Origin of the sequence: Geomonas limicola (genome assembly GCF_014193675.1) — a bacterium.
GTDB lineage: Bacteria > Desulfobacterota > Desulfuromonadia > Geobacterales > Geobacteraceae > Geomonas > Geomonas limicola.
Genome location: NZ_BLXZ01000001.1, coordinates 37,324 through 61,202 on the forward strand (window position 1 = coordinate 37,324; position 23,879 = coordinate 61,202).

Below are 23,879 nucleotides of genomic sequence, written 5' to 3' on the forward strand. Positions count from 1 at the left end.
GCTCTAGCGCGGCGGGGCGATGGTGAAGTAGAAGGTTGCCCCTTCGCCCGGGGTGCCTACCCCCCAGACCTTGCCGCCCAGCCGTTCCACCATGCAGCGCACCATGGAGAGACCCAAGCCATGGCCGGCGAAGGTCTTACCGTCGTGCAGCCGCTGGAACGGGGCGAAGAGCCGGTTCGCGTAGGCCATGTCGAAGCCGGCACCGTTGTCGCTCACGTAGAAGACGCTGTCTTTCACGCCGAAGCAGATCGAGGTCACCCCTTTCCCCGCACTGTACTTCCAGGCGTTCCCCAGCAGGTTCTCCATGATGCTGGTCAAGAGTTCCTCATCGCCGGTGACCACCACCCCGTCCTCGATGGTGCAGGCCAGCTGGCGCTTGGGATCGGTTATGGTGAGATCGGCCAGGATGCGCTGCGCCATGCGGCTTAAGTCGACCGGCTGCCAGCTGAGCTCCATGAGACGCACCTGGGAGAAGTCGAGCATCCGGTTCAGGGTCGCCTCCATCCGCTCGCCCCCTGCGATCATCGAGGCCAGGTACTCCCTTCCCGCGTCGTCCAACCGTTCGCCGTAGAGTTCCTGCAACAGCTCGCCGTAGCCGTAGATCACCCGCAGCGGGGTGCGCAGGTCGTGGGAAACCGAGTCGTAGAGGAACTCGAGCACCTCGTTGGCCCGCGACAGCTCGATGGTGCGCTCTTCGACGCGCCGTTCCAGCGAGTCCGAGGCCTTGCGCAGCTGTTCAGAGAGGTCGCGCTCGTTTGCCAGGCGCCGGGCATTGCGTATCGCGATGCCGATGACCGGAGCCACCCCCTCCAGGACCCGCACGTCGTTGGGTCCCAGTTCACCATCCCTCTTGGCGTCGCTGACCACGAACACCCCGAGCGACTCCCCTTCGCACACCAGGGGAACGCAAATGAAGGAACGAATGCCGAGGGAGGCCAGCACCGCCCGCGCAGGGTCGGCAAGGGGGACCCCGGGAGCGTTGGGGTCGTTGACCAGAAGCGAGCGCTGGTGCGTAAAACAGTGGTCCAGCATGCCGTCGGGAAGGGGGGGATCGATGGAGTAATCGATCTGCGTCAGCATCTCGACGTCCTGGTCGCGCAGACCAAAGCAGCTGCGCAGGGTGAGGGAGCTGCCATCGGCATCTCCCAGGAGCAGGATTCCCGAGGTATAGTCGAGCCGTTTTTTCAGCACCTGGTTCAGGCTGTCCAGGATCTCGTCCAGGTCGGTGCGGCTGGCGAACACCTCGCCGATCTCGTTCACCATGAGGGCGGCATCGTAGTTCCCCTTGAGTTCCTCCAAAAGCTGCTGACCGGAGCTGCGCATGGCGGCCATGCTGGTGCGCAGGGAGGCGCGCTCCAGCCGCTGGATCCACCCGACCAGGGCAAGGTAGGTAAGGAACACACCGAGAAAGACGAGACCGACCGTGGTATCGGGCGCAAGCCAGAAGCCGCAGCCTGCCACCACCGGGAGCAACAGGAAGCTCAGGCGCCGCAGCCACACCAGCCGGATGGCGGGAGAATCCTCCCAGGTTACCCGGTACCGACAGATGCTGGCGCCCTCGAAGACGCATTCAGGATGGGAAATTTCAGGAGGGGTGTGGTAGCCGAAGAGCTGGAAGCCGGCCTCCATGAACCCCATGCGGTTTTCGCACTGGTAGGGCCTCTCGTGGACTCCCTCTTCGAAGCTGACGGTGACCTCGATCTCCCGCGGGCCGATGCGCCGCGAACTGATCCGGGAAGATCGGGTATAGGTCGGAGCGACCCGGGAGACGATGTCATAGAGATACTCGGGGCCGGCCAGCGCGAGGAAGTATTCGCGCAGTCCTCCCAGGGCATCGGTGGAAAAGGCATAGCGTCCGGCCTCACGGGCGATGTCCCGGTTGCCGCAGAGCTGCACCATTTTTTCGTAGAAGCGGTCCGACTGTCTCTGGGTGAACCAGTGCCCACGATCTGCTATTTCAGACTCTTTCATCCCCGCGTACTTCAGAATCTGCGGAATGCTGACGAAGTCGTACTTCTTTTTTAGCAGTTTTAAGCATGAATCGAAGATTCTGCTATTGTAAAGTGGGGTATCATGTGAAACGATTGCCATGTCTGCTCCGGGGTTTCGACAGCGGGCAGATTCTACTGGGAATTCCGTGGAAAAATCAATGCATTTTTCTCGTTCACTGTCCAGGAAATCGTCTGTCTCTTCGAAGCCCCTCTCTGCCTGGCACGCTTTCGCTAGAGTCAGTGCAGCCGAATTCGCCCTGTTTTTGTCTGCACCAGGATCTGATGTCGCACCCCCTTGTGTCATGACCGGAAGTGCCTTGGTACTGTACCAGTAAACACTGGCACAGTAATTGCTGAAATTATTGGTAGTGTAGTGGTGCACCCTGATCTTCTCATGAGGGGTCTCACCAATTAAACCTGCCATTTCCGAAGGTATTAACGCCACCCGCTTCCAGGAGCGCTCGACCCGTGGAACCAGAACTCGACACATCACAGTTTGAGGAAATCCTGGCGACTCTTCGGGTGGCGGTCACCTCTTTGTCCCACTATAACCTTACCCTGTACCGGAGCAGCCACGTCGAACCTGTCGTTTCTCCGAAGTTTACCTACTGTGCCAGCCGGGTTCAGGACCCGGTGAGCAACGAGTTGGCCCGCCACTATTTCTCCAAGGATCTTGCCAGTTATTTCGAGGAAGCTACCCCATCGGTCTGCCGTTACGGTGGCGCCTTTTTCGGGTTCGTGATCCCCTTCATCCTCAGAGACGACCATTTTTGTCTGGTCGGCGACGGGGTTCGGGACACCTCCATCGACCTCTGGCAACTCGCAGCCCTCTCCAGACAAGGCGGAACCGACGTCTTTTCACTGTTTCCCCATGTGGAAACGCTTCCCACTGCCACCGTTCGTGAGGTGGAAAACGTTGCGAGAGCTGTTTCTAGGGAGATTGCACGCCTTTGCGCCGCAGCCCAGCAGCTCGGTGAAATAACGGAGTCCCCCGCTCCCCCCCCGCAGGTTGAGCAAGCCGATGACGACCAGGAACGGGTAAACGCCCGTCTGGCCGAGATCTCCCTGTTCCTGGAAAGGGTTGACAAGGCGCGGTCCCTGGCCGCCACGCTCGCCCTGTGCGTGGACACCATCACCACGCTGCACCCGGGGGCCAAGCTTCTGACGGCCCTGCGTGCCGACGACGGGGTCAACTACGAACTTTCGGGCTTGTGGGGGCTCCCGGAGGAACTGGGTATTCTCCCCGCCACCTCGCTGGGGGTTTTCCTGTCCCGCGAAAAGGTGAAGACGACCGTCCCCTTCGACAACAAGATGCGCGCGGCAATCCCCGAGGTACGCGCCAATCTCGCCACCTCGTTCCCGCTGGAAAGTGCCGGGGAGCGCCTCGGTTTTCTGAGCCTCCTGGACTGCGATCTCACCCCCAACGACGCCCTGGTGGTCTCCATGTTGGTGCACGGTGCCGGTTCACGTCTTGCACAGCTGCTCAAAGAAGCTGAACAGGCACGGGCCAGTTCGCTTTCGGGAAGGCTCCTCTCGCTGACCAATACCCTCTTGCACGTGGGGAGCAAAGACGAGCTCTACAAGACCATCCTGGAGATCGCGGCGGACCTCCTGAACGCCGCCCAGGGCTCCATCATGCTCATCGACAAAAACGGCGAGACCATGCACATCGTCTTCACCAAGGGGATCACCCTGCACATCGCCCAGTGCCTCCCGATGAAGGTCGGCAAGGGGATCGCCGGCAAGGTCGCCCAGACCGGCCAGCCGCTCGTGGTGAACGACGTCGAAAAGGATAGCAGGGTCGCCATGATCAACCGGCCGCGCTTCAAGTCCAAGGCGCTCATCTGCATCCCCTTGAAGCTCAAGGAGAAGGTCATCGGCGTCTTGAACCTATCGGACAAGGCGGACCTCGCCCCCTTCACCGACGCGGACCTGCAGCTTTTGACCTCCTTCGCCAACCTCGCCTCGCTGATGATCGAGCGGACCCTCGTCTTGGAGGAGTCGGTACGTTTCGAACAGCTCTCGGTCACCGACTCGCTCACCGGGCTGTACAACCGCCGCTTCTTGAAGAGCAGGATCGAGGAGGAACTAAACCGCAGCAACCACCAGGGGCTGAACCTCACCATCCTGTTCCTTGACCTCGACTTCTTCAAGAACTACAACGACATCTGCGGGCACCTGGCCGGCGACGAGGCGCTCAAGCGGACGGCGGACATCATCCAGGGTACGCTGCGCGAGATGGACACCGTGGCGCGCTACGGCGGGGAAGAGTTCTGTGCCCTGCTCCCCGGCACCAGCAAGGCAGAAGCACTCATCGTCGCCGAGCGTATCCGGGCCGAGATCGAGAGCGAGAAGTTCCCCGGCGAGCACAACCTCCCCTTGGGAAGGCTCACCGCAAGCTGCGGGGTCGCCTCGTTCCCCGAGGACGGCCGGACCTACACCGCCCTGATCCATGCCTCGGATATCGCCCTATACCAGGCCAAGGCCAACGGCCGCAACCAGGTGGTCGCAGCCAACGCACCGCGCAGCGACCGGGCGCCCCAGGGAAGCGCCCCAGCCGAGCCTACGCAGCAGCAGGCCGCGGCCGCCCGCACCTTCGACTTCAACTCCTACCTCGAAGCCACCGAATCCCTGCGCCAGAAAGCCTGAGGCACCAACCTCACCACCTCTCTCTTAGCAATTCCCCCCAGTGAAACAGCGTGCCCCTTTCCCCTGTAAAGCTCCTCCTGTAACAGTCGCCACCACCCATTAAGGGTGCCACATTTTAGCATCAGACGAGCCCTCAGCGCCGCCTAAGAGTGCCATGTCCGCCAGGCAATGACACAAAACACATCCTGTCAGGGGTTTACAACGTATTTTATTCATAATTTGTGGTGAAAAAGGTTGCGAGTTGTGCTATTAGTGGAGCGCATTTCTGCAATGCAGAGCACGCGGTACGACGTGATTCATGCAATGAAGGGTTCCCCTACTCCAGTTTTTTCTTGTTTTTGAAGAATCAGTCGAGGTCCATTGATGGAAAGCGCGCGCAAGATTCTGCAGTTTGTCCGACCGGGGACAACCATCGAATTCCCGCACGATAACGAAAAACAGATTCCCCGGTCGAAGCTGATCAACAGGTTGAACTACCTCAATTTTCAGGACGGTTCCCTGCTGGTCAACTTCAAGCACAACAAGTACTCCCGCACCATCTCCCTGGAGGCCAAGCCCCTCCCCTGCCATGACGAGAACCTGGCGTGCCACTGGGTTGACCCCAGCGAGGTGCTCCAGAAAATCCGCTCCGCGAGCTTTGATAACCTCTTCATCATCGACGGCCAGAAACTGGTGGTGGTCGAGCCGGCTGTGGTCGAACTCAACGAGCGCGGCATCTCGCTGCGCCTGCCGGAGACCGCCCAGGAGGTGAGCTACCGCAAGGTGCGCCGTCACCTCTGCGAGGGAATCAGCGCCCAGATCATGCAGAACAGCGCCATCTTCGAGGGGACGCTGCTCGATTTCAACGCCCTCTCCTTCAGGGTCGAGGTGGAGGCGGTGCCGCCCCAGACCTTCCAGTGGGTCGACCCGGATCTGCCGGTCAACGCGGTCTTCTACGGTGCCGCCGGCGCCTACTACTCCGGCGAGTGCCGCATCACCAAGCAAAACCCCGGCCAAAAGCTGCGTACCTACGTGCTGGAACCGGTCCGCTTGCAGCGCCCGCGCTTCAAGCCGAAGTCCTACCGCAGCGGACGCCACATCTTGGCCCCCTCCCCCAACATCTTCTTCGTGCATCCCTTCACGGGAAAGCAGATCGACCTCAAGGTGGTGGACCTCTCGGGTGGCGGCTTTTCGGTCGAGGAGGACATCAACAACTCGGTACTGTTGCCCGGGATGATCATCGACTGCGTCGAGATCAACTTCGCCAACAGCTTCACCTCGCGCTGCCAGGCCCAGGTGGTGTACCGCTACGCCCTGGACGACGACCCGCGCACCGTGCGCTGCGGCCTTACCATCCTCGACATGGACGTCCAGGACCATGTGCGGCTTTTGGCGCTGGTCTACCAGGTCGACGAGCAGCACTCCTACCTGAACAACAAGGTAGACATGGACCAGCTCTGGCAGTTCTTCTTCGAGACCGGGTTCATCTACCCCAAGAAGTACAGCCACATCAAGGAAAACAAGGAGAAGTACCGGGAACTCTACGAGAAGCTCTACACCCAGCACCCGCGTATCGCGCGCCACTTCATCTACCAGGAGAGAAACGTCATCCTCGGGCACATGTCGACGCTGCGCTTCTTCGAGAACTCCTGGATGATCCACCACCACGCGGCGACCAAGGCGGAGTCGAACCACGCGGGTCTTGCCGTCTTGAACCTGATCAGCCGCTTCATCAACGACTCGCACCGCCTCTACTCGATGCACATGAACCACGTGTTCTGCTACTTCCGGCCGGACAACAAGTTCCCCAACAAGGTGTTCGGTGGCGCGGCCCGGGTGATGCGCAAGGCGAAGGCCTGCTCCCTCGATGACATGGCGTACCTGCACGTGCAGCGCGAGTTCTCCGGCCTGCAGCGCATGTCCGACGCCTGGAGCCTCACGGCAACGGTGCGAAGCGACCTGCAGGAGCTGGAGAGCTTCTACGAGGAGCACTCCGGCGGCCTCATGATCGAGGCGCTCGATCTGGAATCGAACATGCTGGACGGCGGCGACCTGGCACGGGAATACGCAGCCATCGGCTTCCGGCGCGAGCGTCACCTCTTCTCGCTCAAGATGCATGGCAACCTGGTTGCCATCTTCATGATCAACTTCTCGGACCTGGGGCTGAACATGTCCGACCTGACCCACTGCGTCAACGTGTTCGTGCTGGACGGCGAGGAGCTCACCAAGGAGATCCTGAGCATGACGCTCTCGATCCTCTTCATCCGGTTCAACCAGGAGCAGATGCCGGTCTTGATCTACCCGAAAAGCTACGCCGAGGCGCAGCAGATCCCCTTTGAGCGGACCTACGCTCTCTGGGTGCTGAGTATGCTCTACACCGACGAATGGTGGGAGTTCTCCGAACGCCTTTTAAGGCGTATGAGAGCCTGAAATGAGAAGTACACAAGGTTTGGCAATGGATGTCATAGACGAGGACAAGCCGCTTTACAACAGCAGGATCATCGATACCTACGTCAAGTTCATCAAGAGCACCTACCCTTTTGTGAACGTGGCGGAACTGTTGGAAAGCGCCGGTATGCACCCCTACCAGGTTGACGACCACGGGCACTGGTTTACCCAGGCCCAAGTGAACGCCTTCCACGAACGCGCCAGCCGGATGACCGGCAACCCCAACCTCTCCCGCGAAGCAGGCCGTTACGCAGCCGCCCCTGAAACCAACGGCGGCATGCGCCAGTACATCTTGGGCATGGTCGGCCCGGCCATGGTCTACGAGCTCATCAACAAGGCAAGCTCCGTCTTCACCCGCTCCGCCGTCTACGCCTCCCGGCGCATCTCGACGAACATGGTGGAGATCACGGTGACCCCGAAACCGGGGGTCCAGGAACGCAAGTTCCAGTGCGACAACCGCACCGGGATCTTCGAAGCAATCGCCATGGTGTTCCAGAAGAAGATGCCCCACATCGACCACCCCGAATGCATCTTCAAGGGGGGGGAGACCTGCCGCTACCTGGTTTCCTGGGAGAACGCCACCATCCCGACCTGGGAGAAAGGGCGCACCCTGCTCGTCGGACTCACCGTGCTCACCGCAGGGCTTGCGCTCCTCGTCGATCCGATGGCCGCCCTCAAATCGTTCCCCGCTATCTCGGCCGCGGCCGCACTCCTCTACGTGGTGTTCAGGCTCAAGCGCGAGAAGCAGAGCCTCATCGACCGGCTGGACGCCTTCCAGGACTCCAGCGACAAGCTTTTGGACCAGATAAACCTGAACTACAACATCGCCCGGGTCACCAACGAGATCGGTCACGCCATCAGCCGCCAAAACAGCGTGGACGACATCCTGGCAAGCGTCGTACAGGTCCTCGAGGAGCGGCTGGACTACGACCGCGGGCTGATCCTGCTCGCCAACCAGAGCCGCTCGAAGCTGGTCTTCAGGGCCGGCTTCGGCTATCCCGAGGCGACCGTACAGGCACTCACCAAGACCACCTTCCACTTAAACCGCCCCGAATCCCAGGGGGTGTTCGTCATCTCGATGCGCGAGCAGAAACCGTTTCTGGTGAACAACATCAACGAACTCGACGGCAGCCTCTCGCTGAGAAGCCTCGAGTTCGCCCGCAAGCTCGGCTCCCAGTCCTTTATCTGCTGCCCGATCATCTGCGAGGGGGAGTCGGTCGGCATCCTCGCCGTCGACAACCTGAAGTCCAAGCGCCCGCTTTTGCAGAGCGACATCAGCCTCCTGATGGGGATCGCGCCGGTCATCGGCATCAGCATCCACAACGCGAACCTCCTCGACGCCAAGTTCGCCCAATTCAGCTCGTTTTTGAAGGTGCTCGCCGCCTCCATCGACGCCCGGGACCCGCTCACCGCCGGTCACTCAGAAAAGGTCACCGAGTACTCCGTGGAGATATGCCACGAGCTGGGTCTGCCGCCGGCCGAGGTCGAGATGATCCGGGTCGCGGCACTGTTGCACGACTACGGCAAGATCGGGGTGCCGGACGCCATCCTGAAAAAGAACGGCAAGCTCACCGATCTCGAGTACGAAATCGTCAAGACGCACAGCTACAAGACGCGCGACATCCTGGACCAGGTTAATTTCGAGGGGATCTACAAACAGGTACCCGAGATTGCCGGCGCCCACCACGAGAAGGTGGACGGTACCGGGTACCCGCGTGGTCTCAAGGGGAAAGACATACCGCTGGGGGCGAAGATCATCGCAGTGGCAGATTTCTACGAGGCGGTCACCTCACTTAGGCACTACCGTGAGCCGATGCACGTTGAGGACGCCTTCCGCCTGTTGCGTGACGGGATCGGCAGCCATTTCGACAAGAGGGTGGTCGAGTCGCTGATCACCTGCCGCCAGCGGGCGCGGGCGGCAGCCAACGAGGAAATTCAGGAACTTCAGGAAACAGGCTTGCGCCCGCGGCAGGAGATGATGGGAGTATAGGTAAAGCGCCTCGGGTCGGCGAAAAAGGCCCGGAACTCGTCGCGGAATTCCTCGAAGCCGCCGGGGAACTCGGAGAAGTCGTAGAACGCCCGCGCGGCCACCTCGACCTTCTTGGTCCAGTTGAAGTCGTCACTGCCTTTAAGCGCACCGAAGATGGTATGGTGCGCCCCCACCTTCACGTCGATATCTTCGTAACCCAGGTCGTACAGGTAGGCGTAGAGCTTGCGCCCGACATAGGCGTCGAAGTTGGCGCGTTCCTCGATGTTCTTCATGATCTGCACCAGGGCCCGCTCCATACGCGGCGCGTGTCCATAGTGGGTCAGGCAGTTGTAGTCCAGGTCGATGAGGCACAGGACGCCGCCGGGCTTCACGATCTTGTCCACGTTTTTGACCAGTTCGAAGCTGTTCCGGTGGTGGTATTCCAGGACAAAGCGGATCCAGGCGAAGTCGAACTGGCCGAAATCCTCGATGGGGGTAAGCGCGTCGCGCTCCTCGAAGCGGAGGGTTTCGCAGGCGTAATGGTCGTTACCGTAGGCGGCCCGCCGCGCCGAGATATCGAAGCCGAGCGAACTCCCCCCCGGCTGCACCAGCTGGTTCAGCACGTGGGTGGTGATTCCCGGGCCGCACCCGACATCCACCAGCCGCATCCCGGGCTTGATCCCCGCCCACAACGCCTGCTGCTTGACCGCCTCTGGATCGGTTTTGACGATCAGACGCTTGGTTTCCTCATCATTCTCCATCATGTAGTCAGTGCATTGCATCAGTAATGATCTCCGGTAGTTGAATTGTTGAGGTATCGGGAAACTACCACAGAATCGGGAAACAAACAATCATTAAGGACTACGGGCCACCCTATCTCAGCACAAATTATCGGTGCACTTCTACTGTTTACAGGAGTCCGTCGATGTGCTATGAAACGGAAAATTCTTACAACGCGAGATCTCTCCGATTAATACCAGTTCCAGAAGCTATTACAGCATAACAAGTTCCACAGTAATCGCGCGGCATTTAGGGTTATTAAATACTAATATTTTTCCACGCCGCACCAGGTCCATGTTTATTTTCAAATATTGAAATGATTTTCAATGAGGGGAGCGCACTATGATTTGCAGAAAGAGTATTCGCTGGACGGCCCCGGTCTTAGCCTTAGGACTGGCGCTGATTGCTGCCAATGACGCCAAGGCCTCCGGATTTTCGGTATTCACGCACGGCGCCTCGGCACTCGGTCAGGGGAATGCGGTAACCGCCCACACCCAGAGCCCCAGCACCATCTTTTACAACCCGGCCCTGATGAACCGGTTGGACGGCACTCGCCTGGAGCTTGGGACCACTGCCCTTATGGTCTCCCGCGAGTACAATCCGGCAGGCGGCGGCACCCCGACGTCCAACGATTCCAGCTTTTTCCCGAGCAGCATCTACGTCACCCACAAGTTCAACGACAGCCTGAGTGCAGGCCTGGGGATCTTCAACCCGTTCGGCCTGGGAACCGAATGGAGCGATACCTGGGCAGGAAAGTACATCGCCACCAAGTCGGAATTGACCACCTACAACTTCAACCCGGCCGTTTCCTGGCAGGTGACCAAAGACTTGGCCGTTGCTGCAGGTCTCGACGTGATCCTCCTTGACGCCACCCTGCAGAGAAAGCTGCCACCTAGCGCATTAAGCCTGCCGCTGGTCGCCGGCGACGTCAACAGCAAGTTCAAAGGGGACGGCACCGGTATAGGCTTCAACGTGGGAATCGCCTATGATCCGATTCAGAAGGTAACGCTCGGTGTATCCTACCGCAGCCCGGTGACCATCGACATCGACGGCGACGCAACGTTCTCGAATCCCAATATTCCCGGTGGCCACAGCACCGTCTCCGGCAAGAGCAAGGTGACTCTTCCCCAGCAACTGACCGCCGCCGTTGCCTATCGGGGCACCGAGAAGCTTACCGTGGAGGCAGGATTGCGCTGGGAAGGGTGGTCCTCCTTCGACAAACTGCAGATCGATCTCGCCAATGGCGGCAGCACCACCACCCCGCGTGACTGGAAAGACACCTGGGGCTTCAACCTCGGTGGGCGCTACCAGTACAGCGACATGGTCGCACTGCTGGCAGGTTACGTGTACGGCGACGCCGCTGCGCCGGGAAACACCTTCGACCCTTCCATCCCCGACGCGAACACGCACGTTTTCTGCGTGGGTACTGACGTGAACTTCAACCGTTTCAACCTGGCACTCTCGTATGCCTACCAGCTCTACGAGAAGCGCACCAAGAGCAACACGATCAGCGGCGGCCTCCCCTCGCCTCCCTTCAGCACCGCCAACGGCACCTACGAGACCGACGCACACCTCGTGGCTCTCAGCCTCGGCTACAAGTTCTAGCAACCCAAGCCACTAAGGACTCAGACCTCTTCCAGCGGTACCGATCCCTCCCCCTCACTTGACGGGAGGGGGGCGGAGGGTGGGTGAAGGTGCTACCGGCAAAGAAGTGGCTATCTCCCCCTCACCCTGTCCCTCTCCCGCACGGGGAGAGGGGACCTACGATCGACGGTTACCGAAACGTCCCTACAACAAAGACGGCCTCTTCCCAAATGGGAGAGGCCGTTTTCGTTTAACTGAAACGCCAGCTGCTCTTTGTTCAGATCACACCTTGCTCCTCGCAGGCAGCAGGTAGTGTCCCACCCAGTCGCTTGCGAACTGGTTTGCGATGCGCCCGCTGCGATCACCCTTCTTCTGGGACCAGAGGATCGCGGCATCCTGACACTCCTTGTCCCACGGGACCTCGGCGCCGCACTTCACTGCCAGTTTGCCCACCCACTGACGCACCACTTCCAGGTACTGGTCCTGGCTGAAAGGATGGAAGGAGACCCAGATTCCGAAACGCCCTGAGAGGGAGATCTTCTCTTCCACCGCCTCGCCGTGGTGGATCTCGCCTTCGACCATCATGGCACCCTTGTTGTCGCTTTCGTACTCAGGGATCAGGTGGCGCCGGTTCGAGGTCACGTAGATCAGCACGTTTTCCGGCGGCGCGTACACCGCACCGTCCAGGGCGCTCTTGAGCATCTTGTAGCTCGATTCGCCGATCTCGAAGGAGACGTCGTCGGAGAAGATCAGGAACCGGTAGGGCTGGTTCTTCAGGCGGTCCACGATGTCCGGCAGATGGATCAGGTCATCCTTGTCGACCTGAACCACCCGCAGCCCTTGGTCGAAGTACTTCCTGAGCAGCGCCCGCACCAGTGAGGATTTGCCGGTTCCCCGGGTGCCCCAAAGCAGCGCGTTGTTGGCCGGAAGCCCGGCCAGGAACATCCTGGTATTCTCCTCGACCACCTGTTTCTGGTTCTTGATTCCGAGTAAGTCCTCCAGCCGGATCCCCTCGATGCTGTCCACAGGCTCCAGGTAGCCGGAAAAGGAACGGCGCTTCCAGTTGGCGGCGTGATGCACGCCCCAATCGATGGCCGCCACCGGCTGCGGCAGCAGGAATTCGGCCGCCGCCAGCACCCGCTTCAGTTGTCCTATCAATTCGGCATCAAGTTCCACAACAACCTCCAGGTTGTGAGATTGAACCAGCACGGCCGCATAACGAACCGCATGACAGCCTAAGCGCTACTTTGCCTTGGCGAACTTGGGATCGAGTTCGCGGATCAGGTCGTCATAGGCAACCAGCGACTTGATGAGCGGCGCATCCTTCTTGACCGTCTCGTCGAACAGCTTGAACTTGGCATTGAATCCCGCGGCACGGTTTCTCAGGGCAGTGGTACTCTCGGCGAGGAAGCTCTTCTCCTTCTTGTCGTCGCTCTTCAAGAGCGACTTGGTCTTGGCCCAGTACTCGTCGGTGGACCCGATGTAGTGGTTCAGGCTTTCCAGAAACGACAATGACGAAGCAGAGAGCTCGGAGGTACTGGTCAGTTTTTCCTGCACCTCGACCATCCCTTTAAGAAGATCCTGATCGGCGAAACGTACCAGTTCCGAAACCTCCCGGGCGCTGGACTCCTTGGAGAGATCGATGGCATCCACCCGAGCCAGGAACTGCTGGGAGGTGCCCAGGTACTTGTTGATGGAGACGGAAGCGGCGCTCAGCGAGAGAGCTGCGTTGGAAACGAACTTGGTGAACACCGATGCCTGTCCGGCATAGGGAATCGGGAGTACCTTGGCGAACCCGGCGGCTACCGATCCTGCGGAGATGTATTTGGAGTAGCCGGCGATGTTCGCAGACATCCACTTCACGTATCCCTCGAAGTCTGTCAGCCCCTGACGCTGCGCCCGGATGTCCACAGCAATCTCCTTGAGGCGCTTGCCGTTTTTGGCAGCGAGAGTGCCCGAACTGATGCTGCAGCTCTCGAGAGCCTTCAGTTTTTCCTGCAACAGCTCATTCTCCTTGGTAAGAGCAGCGAGGGCTGCATCTGCGGGTTTCTCGACCGCGGGGAGTGCGGGGATTACGGGGGGGAGCGAGGCAACCGGCCCGTCTTGGGCACCGGCAGGAGTTCCCGCAAGGGTGGCAATGAGTGCGGCAGCAGCAAAAAGAGTGCAATGCTTCAAAAAGCACCTCCTTGTTCGATTAATCAGGACAAACAGCGACACCATACCGCAAAGCCGTCGAGCACACAAGGCGAAATCAGGCGCAAAAAAGCCGCGTCAAGAAGCCTTGACGCGGCAGGAAAGGGAGTTGCAGAACCTCGTACAGCCAAATTACCAGGATGTGGTTGACGCTGGGTGGGCCAGGGGCTGGTAGGTGCGAATCATCACCCTCCCGGCAGTAACCGGGCACCTCCAGCCGAAGGCATCCAGGCTACCGCTCCAGGTAATTGATGGTGTAGCTGAAGCCCTTCGGTTCGTAGAAGTCGAGCGGGGTGCCACCTATCTCGGCGTAGGGGTAGCCGAAGGTGTTCAAGGGCGCACCGGCCTGCGGCGGGTTGAGCACCAGGTCGCGGCCCTGGGCAAGCTTGAAGCGGTAAGCGTCGATGCCCCCCCAGAAGTACTCACGATACTCGCGGGTCTTGGCGTCTTTCAGCTCGAGTTTTTCGACCAGCATCGCCTTGCGCACGTCGGCCGGATCGACCGGCACCCAGCCGAAGCCGGGGAGGAAAAACTCGACCCAGCAGTGCTGGTAGGTGGTGATGTCCTCCTGGGCCTTCTTGCTGAGGCGCAGACCGAACACCTCGCGGCTGGGAATACCGGCAGCACGGGCCAGCGCGATGTACACCGAGGAGATGTCGGTGCATTTGCCGCCCGGCCTCTTCAGCAGTTCGCAGACATCCCCCTTGCCGCAGCCACGGGTAGCCGGGTCACGGTACATGTTCTCGCAGGTCCAGTCATAGATCGCCCGGGCCTTCTCGAGCACCGTCTTCTTTCCCTGGGTGATCTGGTCGGAAAGCTTCTTGATCTCGCCGGTGGTGGGCCCCATGGAAGTGGGCTGCAGGTATTCCGCATAGTCGGCGCTGTTCCAGGCCGGCTCGCTGGTCGGAAGATTCTTGAGCTGGATCTCCTGGCGCTCGACTTTAAACGAGTAGCTGAGCTTGCGGCTGGTGGCGCCTTTGTCCCAGCGGGCAAAGAGAATCGGGGTGCCGTTGACCGGATCGGTATAGACGGCTGAAGCGGCAAAATCACCAGTAACCTTCACATCGGTCACGTTCTGGTTCTTGTCGGACACGGCGTAGGGTACCCAGAGTTTGGTTTCTTTCCCGGCGTCCTGCTTGGAGAGGTCTACCTCGTAGGTGACCAGACCGCTGCGGCTTTTGGCCCAGGCGGCAGGCGCCAGCACCAGGGAAAGGGCGATTAACGACAACAACATTTTTTTCATCAAGTATCCTCACTGCGTTGAGATCAAGGCAAACACGCCTTGGAGTGCAAAACCGTTGTTAGGATCTAAGCCCTTCTACTACCTCGGAACCTAAGTCAGAGACAAAGTACCGAAACAGAGAAGATAGAACCTGCTCCTTTGGCTGAACCGCAAAGTATGAGACGGTTATTCCTGCCAGAGTGACCTCAGTAATATGATAATTGACACTCCTACGTCAAATTGATAAATTCGATAAATACAAAACCAGTTATCGTAAAATACTATGGGATCTCTCTATGAACCTGAAGCAACTCGAAGTATTCATAAATGTCGCGGAAAGCGGCAGCTTCTCCAAAGGGGCCGAAGCGACCTTTATCACCCAGTCGACCGTGAGCCAGCACATCTCAGCGCTGGAGAACGAGTTCGGCTTGAAGCTTTTGGACCGCACCGGTAAAGGAGCGCTGCTGACCGAAGGGGGGAAACTCCTTTTTGAGCGGGCGCGTCGCCTGGTCGAATACGCACGCGAGATAACCGTCGCGGTGGATCGCTTCAAGGGTGTCGAAGAAGCCGTGTTGCGCATCGCCGGCAGCAGCATTCCCGGTGAGTACATCATCCCGGCCGCCCTCCCCCTGCTGCTCGGCAAGTTTCCCGGACTCACCCTGGTCCAGGTCCAGGGAGACAGCCAGGACGTCCTCGACAAACTGAAGGCGGAGCAGGTGGAATTCGGGGTGGTCGGTGCCGCTGTCGAGGACGATGCCGTCGAGTACACCCCGTTCGCCCAGGACCACCTGGTGCTGATCGCGCCGGCAGGACACCGTTGGGCGACCAGCGAGGCGATCACGCTGGAGGAAATGCTCAGCGAACCGTTCGTGCTGAGAGAGCCGGGATCCGGCACCGGGCGCGCCTACCTGAACGCGCTCTGGAAAGCTGGCATCAAGCCTGACAACCTGCGGGTCGCGGCACAGCTTGGCAGCAACGAGGCGATCAAGCGGGCGGTCATGGCGGGGGTCGGGGTTTCTTTCGTTTCGGAGATCTCGGTGCAACGGGAGGTTACCCAAGAGGCGCTGGTACAGGTACCGGTCCAGGGGATCGACATCAAGCGCCAGTTCTTCCTGGCCAAGAGAAAGGGGCGGGAACTTTCGCCGGCGGCCTTGGCCTTTGCCGGTGTGCTGCAGGAATTCTATGCGGGAGGGAAAGCCTAGGCTGGTTCAGTCGAAGGTAGAGCGATGTTTCTTGCGCAACGAGGCGGCTTTCTTATCGGAAAGCCGCTTTTCTTTTGCCGATCGGGGAACCTTGGTGGCGACGCGTTTTTTCGCCTTTTGCTCCCGCTTGCGCAGCATTGCGGCCAGCCGTTCCAGGGCCACTTCCCGGTTCTGGAACTGGGAACGGCTTTCACTGGCCTGGGCCACCACTCCGGTGGGGAGATGGCGGATGCGCACCGCCGAGTCGGTGGTATTGCGGTGCTGCCCCCCGGGACCGCTGGCTCGGTAGTACTCTGTCTTTAAATCTGCTTCCCTGATTTCCACTCTCTTCTCCTGCTTAAAGCTCTACGGCCTCATCACACCGGACAGCTTTAACACAGCGCGAGCCCAAGGTCCAGCACAGCGGTTAAACTCCACTGAGCGGGAGCCGATGAGAAGTTGAGACAGCGGAATTTTTTGTTACAGTAGGCTCTGCTGTCGGAACACCGTCCAGGCAGCGTCGATGGGGAGATCTCGGAGAAACTGCCAACACCACACAAGGGGTGGACTCATGGATGACGAGACGTTCAAGAAGGAATTACTGACCAAGCTGGACCGGATCCAGTCCCTGCTCAGTTACCTGTGCGGTGCCGCCAAGGCTTCGGAGGAGCGGGCCCAGGCGGCGCTGAGGGTGCCGGAAAAACAGGAAACACGGCTTCCGGCTGACGGGCGTTCCCTGTTACAGGACGAAATGCAGGATGATTATCACCAGGCGCTGCAAAAGTGGCACTCGACCCGGCAGGGATGACAAGATCCGCTTTCCCCCGCAGTCCGCGTCGCGCCCCCCTACCCGTTTAGCCAGCCCCGGAAAACATACCTGTCCGCAACCAGGCCGGCCTCGCGCCTTGGCAACGGCAGTGGAGCGTCAAAATCACCTTGGGTGCGAGGGGCGCGCGACCGGTCCCAGGCGCCGGAAACGCTCCCAGTCTGGATCGGGATAGTTCTCGCGCTTCCAGCGCAGGCCGGAGTCCCTGATGGTGCCGGGCGTATCGGCCTCGAAGAGAAGTTCGAAGGCACGCCAGAGGATGTCGAACTGCTGGTTGCGCGCCCCCACTTCGCCCAGCGCATGGCCGAAGGGAAAGCGCATGTAGAGAGCGCGCGGTGGCGGCGTCTTCTCGGTAACCTCGCGCACGATGGAGAGTGCGGTGGTCGGAATGCCGGCGGCCTCGATGGCCCTGGCTACCAGTCCCACGGACCGGTTGCAGGAGCCTCAGGCAGGCACCAGTAAGGCGTAGTTGACCCCCGCGGCGACCAGTTTGCGGGCGATGAGCGGAGCGGTCTGTTCCTGCAGGGTCGCCAGATGCGGTCCGTCGATGTGCCCCATGATCGAAGCGCCCACCGGATACAGACTCCCGATGGCTCCCCGCTCAACCAACTCCTTCAGACGCTCCACCGGAAAGACCAGGTTCAGGTCGCTCTCCGCGTCGCGGTGGTCGTAGTAGTCGTGGGTGATGCACAACTCCTCCCGCGGGGTATCGACCGGCACCTCCCTGAGGCTCGGGTCGCCGTCCGAATCGCTCATGTCGAAGGGGGCCTGGCTTGCCAGGTGCACCCCGCCGGTGGTCACCAGCGCGATGCGCGCCTTGGCAAGCGGCAAGAGCGGTTCGACCCAGGGGATCTCCCCGGCGTGCTGAACCAGGGTCTTGCCCCAGCGCGCGGCAAGTGAGGGAAAGGCGGTGAAGACACGGGCCAACAGCTGGTTTTTCAGTCGTGATGCCACGGGAACTCCTTTGGTTGCAGTCAGTCCTGGTGCAGCCTGACCGTGAGGGCGACACTACCCTCGCCGCTTGCCGGGCGCCCGAGTTTGTCCACCACGCGGTAGCGCACCCTTAAGCTGGTCAGGTTTTTCAACGCCTCGGGATCCTTCGGTTTTAAAACCGCGGCCATGTCGAACATGGTGTGAAAGACATCCCCGGCGATAACCTTACCATCATCGGAACTAAACTGGAACTCCTTGATCTCCACCGGACGGTCGAAGAGCGCGTCGACCTCCTTTATCGGTTCCTTGGCCGACTCTTTCATGGCGACCACACCTAACAGACGCGGCGCCCCCGGCTCGGCCACCGGGGTCGTTGGCTGGTCCTTCAGTGCCAGTTCCGGCAGGAGGTCCTTCCCCTCGCTCAGGATCCGTACGCGTGACACCCCGGGAAACTGCCCCAGGGTAAGCGCCACGCTCGACTGCAAAAGTTCGCTCCGCGTCGGGTCGAGCGCCAGTTGTCCCACCTCCTTGCTGAAGTTCACCGTGACCACCCCCTTCTCCTCGCTCAGCGACAAAAGGCGACTACCGGAAGGGAAAAGGTGCAGGAACTCGCCGCGATAGCTCGCCTCGTCTATGCCGCCGATCATCCGCTGCAGGGCAACCTTCTTAAGGGAGGCCTCGTCGAAGCTGAAAAAGGGGAAGGGGGTCATTTTCCCGGGGTTTTTCACGCTGGGAAAGTAGATGATGAAGGCGAAGCAGGTCCCCTTGTCGGTGGTCGGTGCAGGGCCGAAGGCACGCTCGAAAGCGCCGGTGGCTGAGACGCGGGCGGGTTTGGCGGCGGGGGGAGGCTCGGAACGGCGGCAGCCCGGAAGACCGGACAGCGCCAGCAGGGCGATCACAACGATGACCTGGAATCGCATCGGGCGCTCCTAACGCACCCGGGGGAGTTTTCCGGCTCCCCCGGTGCTTTTCTTTTTCAGGTGCTGTTACTTGACGGTGTGCCAGAACTTGACGTTACGCACCTTGCCGTCGGCAAGCTTGAACTTGCACATCACGCCGTACTTGCCCGGCTTGGAGAGGTCGAAGTCGGCGCCGAAGTGCCCCTGCATCCCCATGAGGTCCTTGGTCTGCTCGGACTTGTCGGGACCCTGCAGTTTCAGCTTCACCTCACCCTCGGTGAGCGCCTTGCCGGTCTTGGCATCCTTGAACTCGACGGCGATGTGGTGGGTCTCCTTCATCCCCGCCGGCATCTCCATCTTCATGGCTTTCATGTGCTCTTTCATGCTCATGACGCGGAAGGTCGCCTTTACCCCCTCCACGACTTCCTCATGGGCCGCGGCGCCTTTGTGGTCGCCGTGCTCCATCTTCATGGAGCCGTGGTCCATGCCGTGCTCCATGGCATAGGATACCTGAACTGCGCTGAGGGCGAAAGCTGCTGCGACGAGTGCGATGGTCTTTTTCATGGGATTGCTGCTCCTTTACCTGGCGATGTGCCGAACTGATGAACGTGATCAGGGATTAGCAGCTAGTGTGCCAACTCTCCGGCACGCAAAAACCGGGGGTTGGCGCGTCAGCCGGGGTCCTGACTGTGGAATATCCGACAACGGGCGTGGCATATTCCTCTCATTTTTGGATTCTACGGCAGGGCGCACTGGATGAGCCGCCCCGCCCGGTGCTCTCAAAAAGCCTTTGCTGCACAGAGCAATGAAAACTAAAGGGAATGGCAATCGTTTCCGAAAAGATATGTCAGCGTCTGAACTGCGGTTGATACTACAACCTGCGGTTTCCAAGGTTCATCGACAGCAAAAATGACTGGACGACCATTCTTATAAATATTACATTGGGCCTGCATCACTAACGACTGCGTGGTCCCCTGGGCGTGTTGATACTATGATCCGCACGAGTGAAGATGATGTCCTAGGAACTGTCCTCATCGTCGACGACGATTTCGCCGTCCGTTTGCTTGCCAGGGAGACCCTGGAGCAGGCCGGCTGCATCGTGTTCGACAACTGCGACGGGGTCGGGGTACTGCTGCAGTGCGAGGAACTCGAACCGGACCTCATCATCCTGGACGTCTTCCTCCCCCAACTGGACGGCTTCAGCATCTGCCAGGAGATCCGTGCGCTCCCCGGCGCGAAAAACATCCCGATCCTCATGATGACGGGCCTCGATGACGTTTCCTCGATCCACCATGCCTACCAGGCCGGTGCCACCGACTTCATCACCAAGCCGTTCAACTGGCCGATTCTCGCCTACCGGGTCCGCTACCTGCTGCGCAACAGCCTGATGTTCCAGAGCCTGGACCGCAGCCAGCGCAGCCTGAACTACGCCCAGAAGATTGCCGGCCTGGGGAGCTGGGAGTGGGACATCACGACCGACAAGCTCGAGTGGTCCGAGGCGGTGTACCGCATCTTCCACATCGACCCGGTCGGTTTCGACGGAACCTATCACGCCTTTCTCAACTCGGTGCACCCGCTCGACAAGGAGGTGGTGAACGCGGCCCTGGAAACCGCCATCACCTACCGCAAGCCCTACAGCATCGACCACCAGATCCTCCTGCCCAACGGGGAGGAGCGCTACGTCCATACCGAGGCCGAGGTGCGCTACGACAAGAGCGGGCGCCCCTGCCAGCTCTCGGGAACGGTGCAGGACATCACCGAACGCCGCAACGACGAGGAGCGTATCCGGAGGCTGGCCTTCTACGACAGCCTCACCGGCCTTCCCAACCGGGTGTTCTTCAAGGAGAACCTGGAAAGGGCACTGGTGCGGGCCGAGCGCCGCCAGTGCCGGGTAGCCACCATGTTCCTGGACCTGGACCGGTTCAAGTGGATCAACGACACCCTGGGGCATGCGGTCGGCGACCAGCTCCTGCAGGAGTTCGCCGCCCGGCTCAGCGCCACCTTGCGCAGCAGTGACCTGGTGGCCCGCGCGAACCTCTCGGACGCAAGCCACGCGCTGGCCCGCCTGGGCGGTGACGAGTTCACCGTGATCCTCGACGACCTGGACCAGGCCCAGGAAGCCGCCCTGGTGGCGCGCCGCATCCTGGAGGCGGTGCGCAAGCCGTTTGTCCTGGAAGGGCAGGAGGTCTCCCTCACCGTGAGTATCGGCATCAGCATCTACCCTGATGACGGGGAGGACATCGTCACGCTGATCAAGAACGCCGATACCGCCATGTACTACGCCAAGGAGCGGGGCAAAAACACCTTCCAGTTCTACACCCACGCCATGACCCAGAGCGCCTGCCTGCACCTGATGCTGGAGACCCAGTTGCGCCGGGCCCTGGAGCGTGACGAGTTCACCCTGGCCTACCAGCCCATCGTCGACCTGGCTACCGGGAAGATCAACCGCCTGGAGGCCTTGTTACGCTGGCACAACCAGGAGCTGGGCGATGTTCCCCCCGCCACCTTCATCCCGCTGGCCGAGGAGACCGGGGTCATCAAGGCGATCGACGCCTGGGTGCTGCGCCAGGCCTTGAACCAGTTGAAGCGCTGGCAGGAGGCAGGCCATGGCGAACTACGCATCGCGGTGAACCTCTCCGGGCAGGCGCTGGTGCACCAGAACCTGGCGGACCGGGTGGCGGCCCTGCTGGAGGAAACCGGGGTGGCGGCCCACTCCCTGGAGCTGGAGCTTACCGAAGGGGTCCTGATGCGCAACAGCTCGGCCCCCCTGGAGAGCCTGAAGCGACTCAAGGAGCTCGGGCTCACCCTCGCCATCGACGATTTCGGCACCAGCCACTCGTCGCTGAGCGCCCTGCGCCGTTTCCACCTGGATACCCTGAAGATCGACCGCTCCTTCATCACCGACCTCCCCGGAGACCAGGACTCTGCGGCGATCGTCCGGGCCCTGGTGGGGCTTGCCGGCAACATGAGGATGGCGGTGGTTGCGGTCGGGATCGAGACCGCCGAACAGCTCGCCTTTCTGCGGGAGCTGGGGTGCGGATTGTTGCAAGGTTTTCTGTTCAGCAGGCCGCTTACCCCCCTGGAGGTAGCGGAACTGCTTGCCCGGGGCCCGATGGTGCCCCCTGACATTGCCACCTGACGAGGTACGAGCGATGAATTCCCCCCCTTTCCGGCTTGCGCTGGCACCCCGCTGGCTTGCGGCCGCAACCCTGCTGGTCTTAGCCTGCGGGTGCGTCGAACCGCCAGCGCTGCATGCCGAGCCGGCTAGCCCGGCTGCCAGCGACCAGGAGTACCTGGACCTTGGGCTCGAAGACCTGATGAACCTCACGGTTACCTCGGTGGCGCGCAAGTCGCAGCGCCTCTCCGACGCCGCCGCGGCGGTCTTCGTGATCACCCAGGAGGACATCCGGCGCTCCGGGGTCACCAACATCGCCGACGCGCTGCGCATGGTCCCCGGCCTCGACGTGGCGCGCATCGACGCCAACAAGTGGGCCGTCTCCAGCCGCGGCAGCAACGGCCGGTTCGCCAGCAAGATGCTGGTGCTCTTCGACGGTCGCACCGTCTACACCCCGCTCTTCTCCGGGGTATTCTGGGACCGCCAGGATACCGTGCTCGAGGACATCGAGCGGATCGAGGTGATCCGCGGCCCGGGAGCCGCCCTGTGGGGGGCCAACGCGGTAAACGGGGTGATCAACATCATCACCCGTCCGGCCTGGGACAGCACCGGTACCCTGGTGAGCGCCGGGGCCGGTAGCAGCGAGCGCGGTTTTGCCGAACTGCGCTACGGCAGCCAGCTCTCCGCACAGAGCGCCCTGCGCGTCTACGCCAAGTACCTAAGCCGCGCGGCTCAGGACGATCTCACCGGGCACGACGCGAACAACGGCATGAGCGCGATCCGCGGCGGTTTCCGCCTGGACAGCGAGCCGAACCAGCAAAACAGCTTCACCGTCCAGGGTGACATCTACAACGAACGACTGCACGACAGCTACGTGCGCATGGTCCCCGGGCTGGACACGCTGTTGCACACCACGCCGGTGTTGGGTCTCAACCTCTTATCGCGCTTCAAGCACAGCTTCTCCGAACAGGCCGACTTCGAACTGCAGCTCTACTACGACCGGACCGACACCGACCTGGGGGTGATCAAGGAGGAGCGCGACACCTTCGACCTCGATTTCCAGAACCGCCTGGCGGGTTTCGGGCCGCAGGAGTTCGTCTGGGGGGGCGGTTTCCGCTTTTCGCACGACCAGTTGGCCAACCAGGTCCCCGCGCTCACCCTCTCCCCAACCGGCGAGGACACCCACCTGGCGAGCCTTTTCGTGCAGGACGACATCACCGTCTGGCGGGACCGGGCCCACCTCATCCTGGGGACCAAGCTGGAACACAACAGCTACACCGGCTGGGAGGTGCAACCAAACGCCCGGGTGATTTACACCCCGAACCGCCAGCACACCATCTGGGGTGCCGTGTCACGGGCGGTGCGCACCCCCTCGCGGGGCGAAGACTCCCTCTCGCTCTACCAGCCCGGTCCCGTTCCCGGACTGCTCATCCACCTGCAGGGGAACAGCGAGCTCAAGGCGGAGGAGCTCCTCGCCTACGAGTTGGGCTACCGGGTCGAGCCGGCGCCGGTACTGAGCGCGGACCTTGCCCTCTTTTACAACCGCTACCGCAGGCTGAGCGTCTTCCAGCCGGGCCAGGTCCCACAGGGCACACCGTTCGGCCCCCAGGTCGCCCTCCCGCTCACCCTGGGGAACTTCGGGCACGCCGAGACGGCCGGGGCGGAACTCTCGGTCGATTACCGGATGGTACCCTGGTGGCGCCTGCGCGGGGCCTACAGCTACCTCGGTTACCTGCGTTCCGGCGCGGACCAGGGGGCCCAGTTGGGGAGCCTGCGCGGCTCGTCGCCCCGGCACCTGGTCTCGCTGCGTTCCTCGCAGGACTTGACCAGCGAGGTCGAACTCGACCTCTGGCTGCGCTACCTGACGTCCCTGAGCTTCACCGACACTTCGAACGGCGCACCGGTCGGGATTCCGGCGTACCTTACCCTGGACTGCCGCCTGGCCTGGAAGCCGGTAAACGGCTTCGAGGTCGCCCTGATCGGGCAGAACCTTCTCGAGCGCCAGCACCAGGAGTTCGACTCCCAGGAGCTTGCCACCCAGGCAACCCGGGTACCCCGCGGGGTGTACGGCAAGCTGACCTGGCAGTTTTAACACCGGCACACGTCGTCG

At 61.1% G+C, this 23,879-nt stretch carries 17 protein-coding genes; 8 read left to right on the forward strand and 9 right to left on the reverse strand.

Features of this window, described 5'->3' with window-relative positions; genetic code table 11:
• Positions 1–3 precede the first annotated feature (3 nt).
• Positions 4–1,971: a sensor histidine kinase gene (locus H7688_RS00150; protein ID WP_246329654.1), complete on the reverse strand. Its 1,968-nt coding sequence runs from the start codon at positions 1,969–1,971 to the stop codon at positions 4–6.
• A gap of 488 nt (positions 1,972–2,459) precedes the next feature.
• On the opposite strand from H7688_RS00150, the gene H7688_RS00155 reads away from it, so the two are divergent.
• From H7688_RS00155 to H7688_RS00165, 3 genes are all read left to right on the forward strand, one after another.
• Positions 2,460–4,640 carry a sensor domain-containing diguanylate cyclase gene (locus H7688_RS00155; RefSeq protein ID WP_183358995.1) on the forward strand — a complete coding sequence of 727 codons (2,181 nt, stop codon included), beginning with the start codon at positions 2,460–2,462 and terminating at the stop codon, positions 4,638–4,640.
• Positions 4,641–5,108: 468 nt separating this feature from the next.
• Positions 5,109–7,049 carry a PilZ domain-containing protein gene (locus tag H7688_RS00160; protein WP_246329655.1) on the forward strand — a complete coding sequence of 647 codons (1,941 nt, stop codon included), beginning with the start codon at positions 5,109–5,111 and terminating at the stop codon, positions 7,047–7,049.
• 25 nt (positions 7,050–7,074) lie between these two features.
• Entirely contained in the window at positions 7,075–9,057 is a 1,983-nt protein-coding gene (locus H7688_RS00165) for an HD domain-containing phosphohydrolase (RefSeq protein WP_183358997.1), read from the forward strand.
• Here H7688_RS00165 and H7688_RS00170 read toward each other — a convergent pair.
• On the reverse strand, positions 9,012–9,818 hold the full coding sequence (locus H7688_RS00170; RefSeq protein WP_183358998.1) for a class I SAM-dependent methyltransferase: 807 nt from the start codon (positions 9,816–9,818) through the stop codon (positions 9,012–9,014). The two genes, H7688_RS00165 and H7688_RS00170, sit on opposite strands and share 46 nt — an antisense overlap.
• Before the next feature lie 340 nt (positions 9,819–10,158).
• On the opposite strand from H7688_RS00170, the gene H7688_RS00175 reads away from it, so the two are divergent.
• The gene (locus tag H7688_RS00175) at positions 10,159–11,421 is read left to right on the forward strand and encodes an OmpP1/FadL family transporter (RefSeq protein WP_183358999.1); all 1,263 of its coding nucleotides are present in this window, start codon (positions 10,159–10,161) and stop codon (positions 11,419–11,421) included.
• A 261-nt stretch (positions 11,422–11,682) separates the two neighbouring features.
• Here the strand turns inward: H7688_RS00175 and H7688_RS00180 are convergent, their stop codons facing one another.
• The 3 genes from H7688_RS00180 to H7688_RS00190 form a co-directional block, all read right to left on the reverse strand.
• Positions 11,683–12,576 (reverse strand): ATP-binding protein, encoded by an 894-nt coding sequence (locus tag H7688_RS00180; RefSeq protein WP_183359000.1) that lies wholly within the window; start codon positions 12,574–12,576, stop codon positions 11,683–11,685.
• Between the two features lie 66 nt (positions 12,577–12,642).
• On the reverse strand, positions 12,643–13,575 hold the full coding sequence (locus H7688_RS00185) for a hypothetical protein (protein WP_246329656.1): 933 nt from the start codon (positions 13,573–13,575) through the stop codon (positions 12,643–12,645).
• A gap of 250 nt (positions 13,576–13,825) precedes the next feature.
• Positions 13,826–14,836 (reverse strand): transglutaminase-like domain-containing protein, encoded by a 1,011-nt coding sequence (locus tag H7688_RS00190; RefSeq protein ID WP_183359001.1) that lies wholly within the window; start codon positions 14,834–14,836, stop codon positions 13,826–13,828.
• A 275-nt stretch (positions 14,837–15,111) separates the two neighbouring features.
• On the opposite strand from H7688_RS00190, the gene H7688_RS00195 reads away from it, so the two are divergent.
• Entirely contained in the window at positions 15,112–16,017 is a 906-nt protein-coding gene (locus H7688_RS00195; protein ID WP_183359002.1) for a selenium metabolism-associated LysR family transcriptional regulator, read from the forward strand.
• Between the two features lie 6 nt (positions 16,018–16,023).
• Here the strand turns inward: H7688_RS00195 and H7688_RS00200 are convergent, their stop codons facing one another.
• Positions 16,024–16,341, reverse strand: a complete 318-nt coding sequence (locus H7688_RS00200) for a peptide chain release factor family protein (protein WP_183359003.1) — start codon at positions 16,339–16,341, stop codon at positions 16,024–16,026.
• Positions 16,342–16,567: 226 nt separating this feature from the next.
• On the opposite strand from H7688_RS00200, the gene H7688_RS00205 reads away from it, so the two are divergent.
• Complete coding sequence (locus H7688_RS00205) at positions 16,568–16,804, forward strand: hypothetical protein (protein WP_183359004.1); 237 nt, start codon at positions 16,568–16,570, stop codon at positions 16,802–16,804.
• A 123-nt stretch (positions 16,805–16,927) separates the two neighbouring features.
• On the opposite strand, the gene H7688_RS22850 is transcribed toward H7688_RS00205, so the two are convergent.
• The 3 genes from H7688_RS22850 to H7688_RS00225 all read right to left on the reverse strand — a co-directional run bounded on the left by H7688_RS22850 (position 16,928) and on the right by H7688_RS00225 (position 19,218).
• Entirely contained in the window at positions 16,928–17,776 is an 849-nt protein-coding gene (locus H7688_RS22850; RefSeq protein ID WP_371873151.1) for a glycine/sarcosine/betaine reductase selenoprotein B family protein, read from the reverse strand.
• A 20-nt stretch (positions 17,777–17,796) separates the two neighbouring features.
• Complete coding sequence (locus H7688_RS00220) at positions 17,797–18,675, reverse strand: GerMN domain-containing protein (protein WP_183359006.1); 879 nt, start codon at positions 18,673–18,675, stop codon at positions 17,797–17,799.
• Positions 18,676–18,741: 66 nt separating this feature from the next.
• Positions 18,742–19,218 (reverse strand): hypothetical protein, encoded by a 477-nt coding sequence (locus H7688_RS00225; RefSeq protein ID WP_183359007.1) that lies wholly within the window; start codon positions 19,216–19,218, stop codon positions 18,742–18,744.
• 427 nt (positions 19,219–19,645) lie between these two features.
• On the opposite strand from H7688_RS00225, the gene H7688_RS00230 reads away from it, so the two are divergent.
• Positions 19,646–21,793, forward strand: a complete 2,148-nt coding sequence (locus H7688_RS00230; protein ID WP_183359008.1) for a two-component system response regulator — start codon at positions 19,646–19,648, stop codon at positions 21,791–21,793.
• 13 nt (positions 21,794–21,806) lie between these two features.
• Positions 21,807–23,861: a TonB-dependent receptor plug domain-containing protein gene (locus H7688_RS00235; RefSeq protein ID WP_183359009.1), complete on the forward strand. Its 2,055-nt coding sequence runs from the start codon at positions 21,807–21,809 to the stop codon at positions 23,859–23,861.
• The last annotated feature ends 18 nt before the right edge of the window (positions 23,862–23,879 follow it).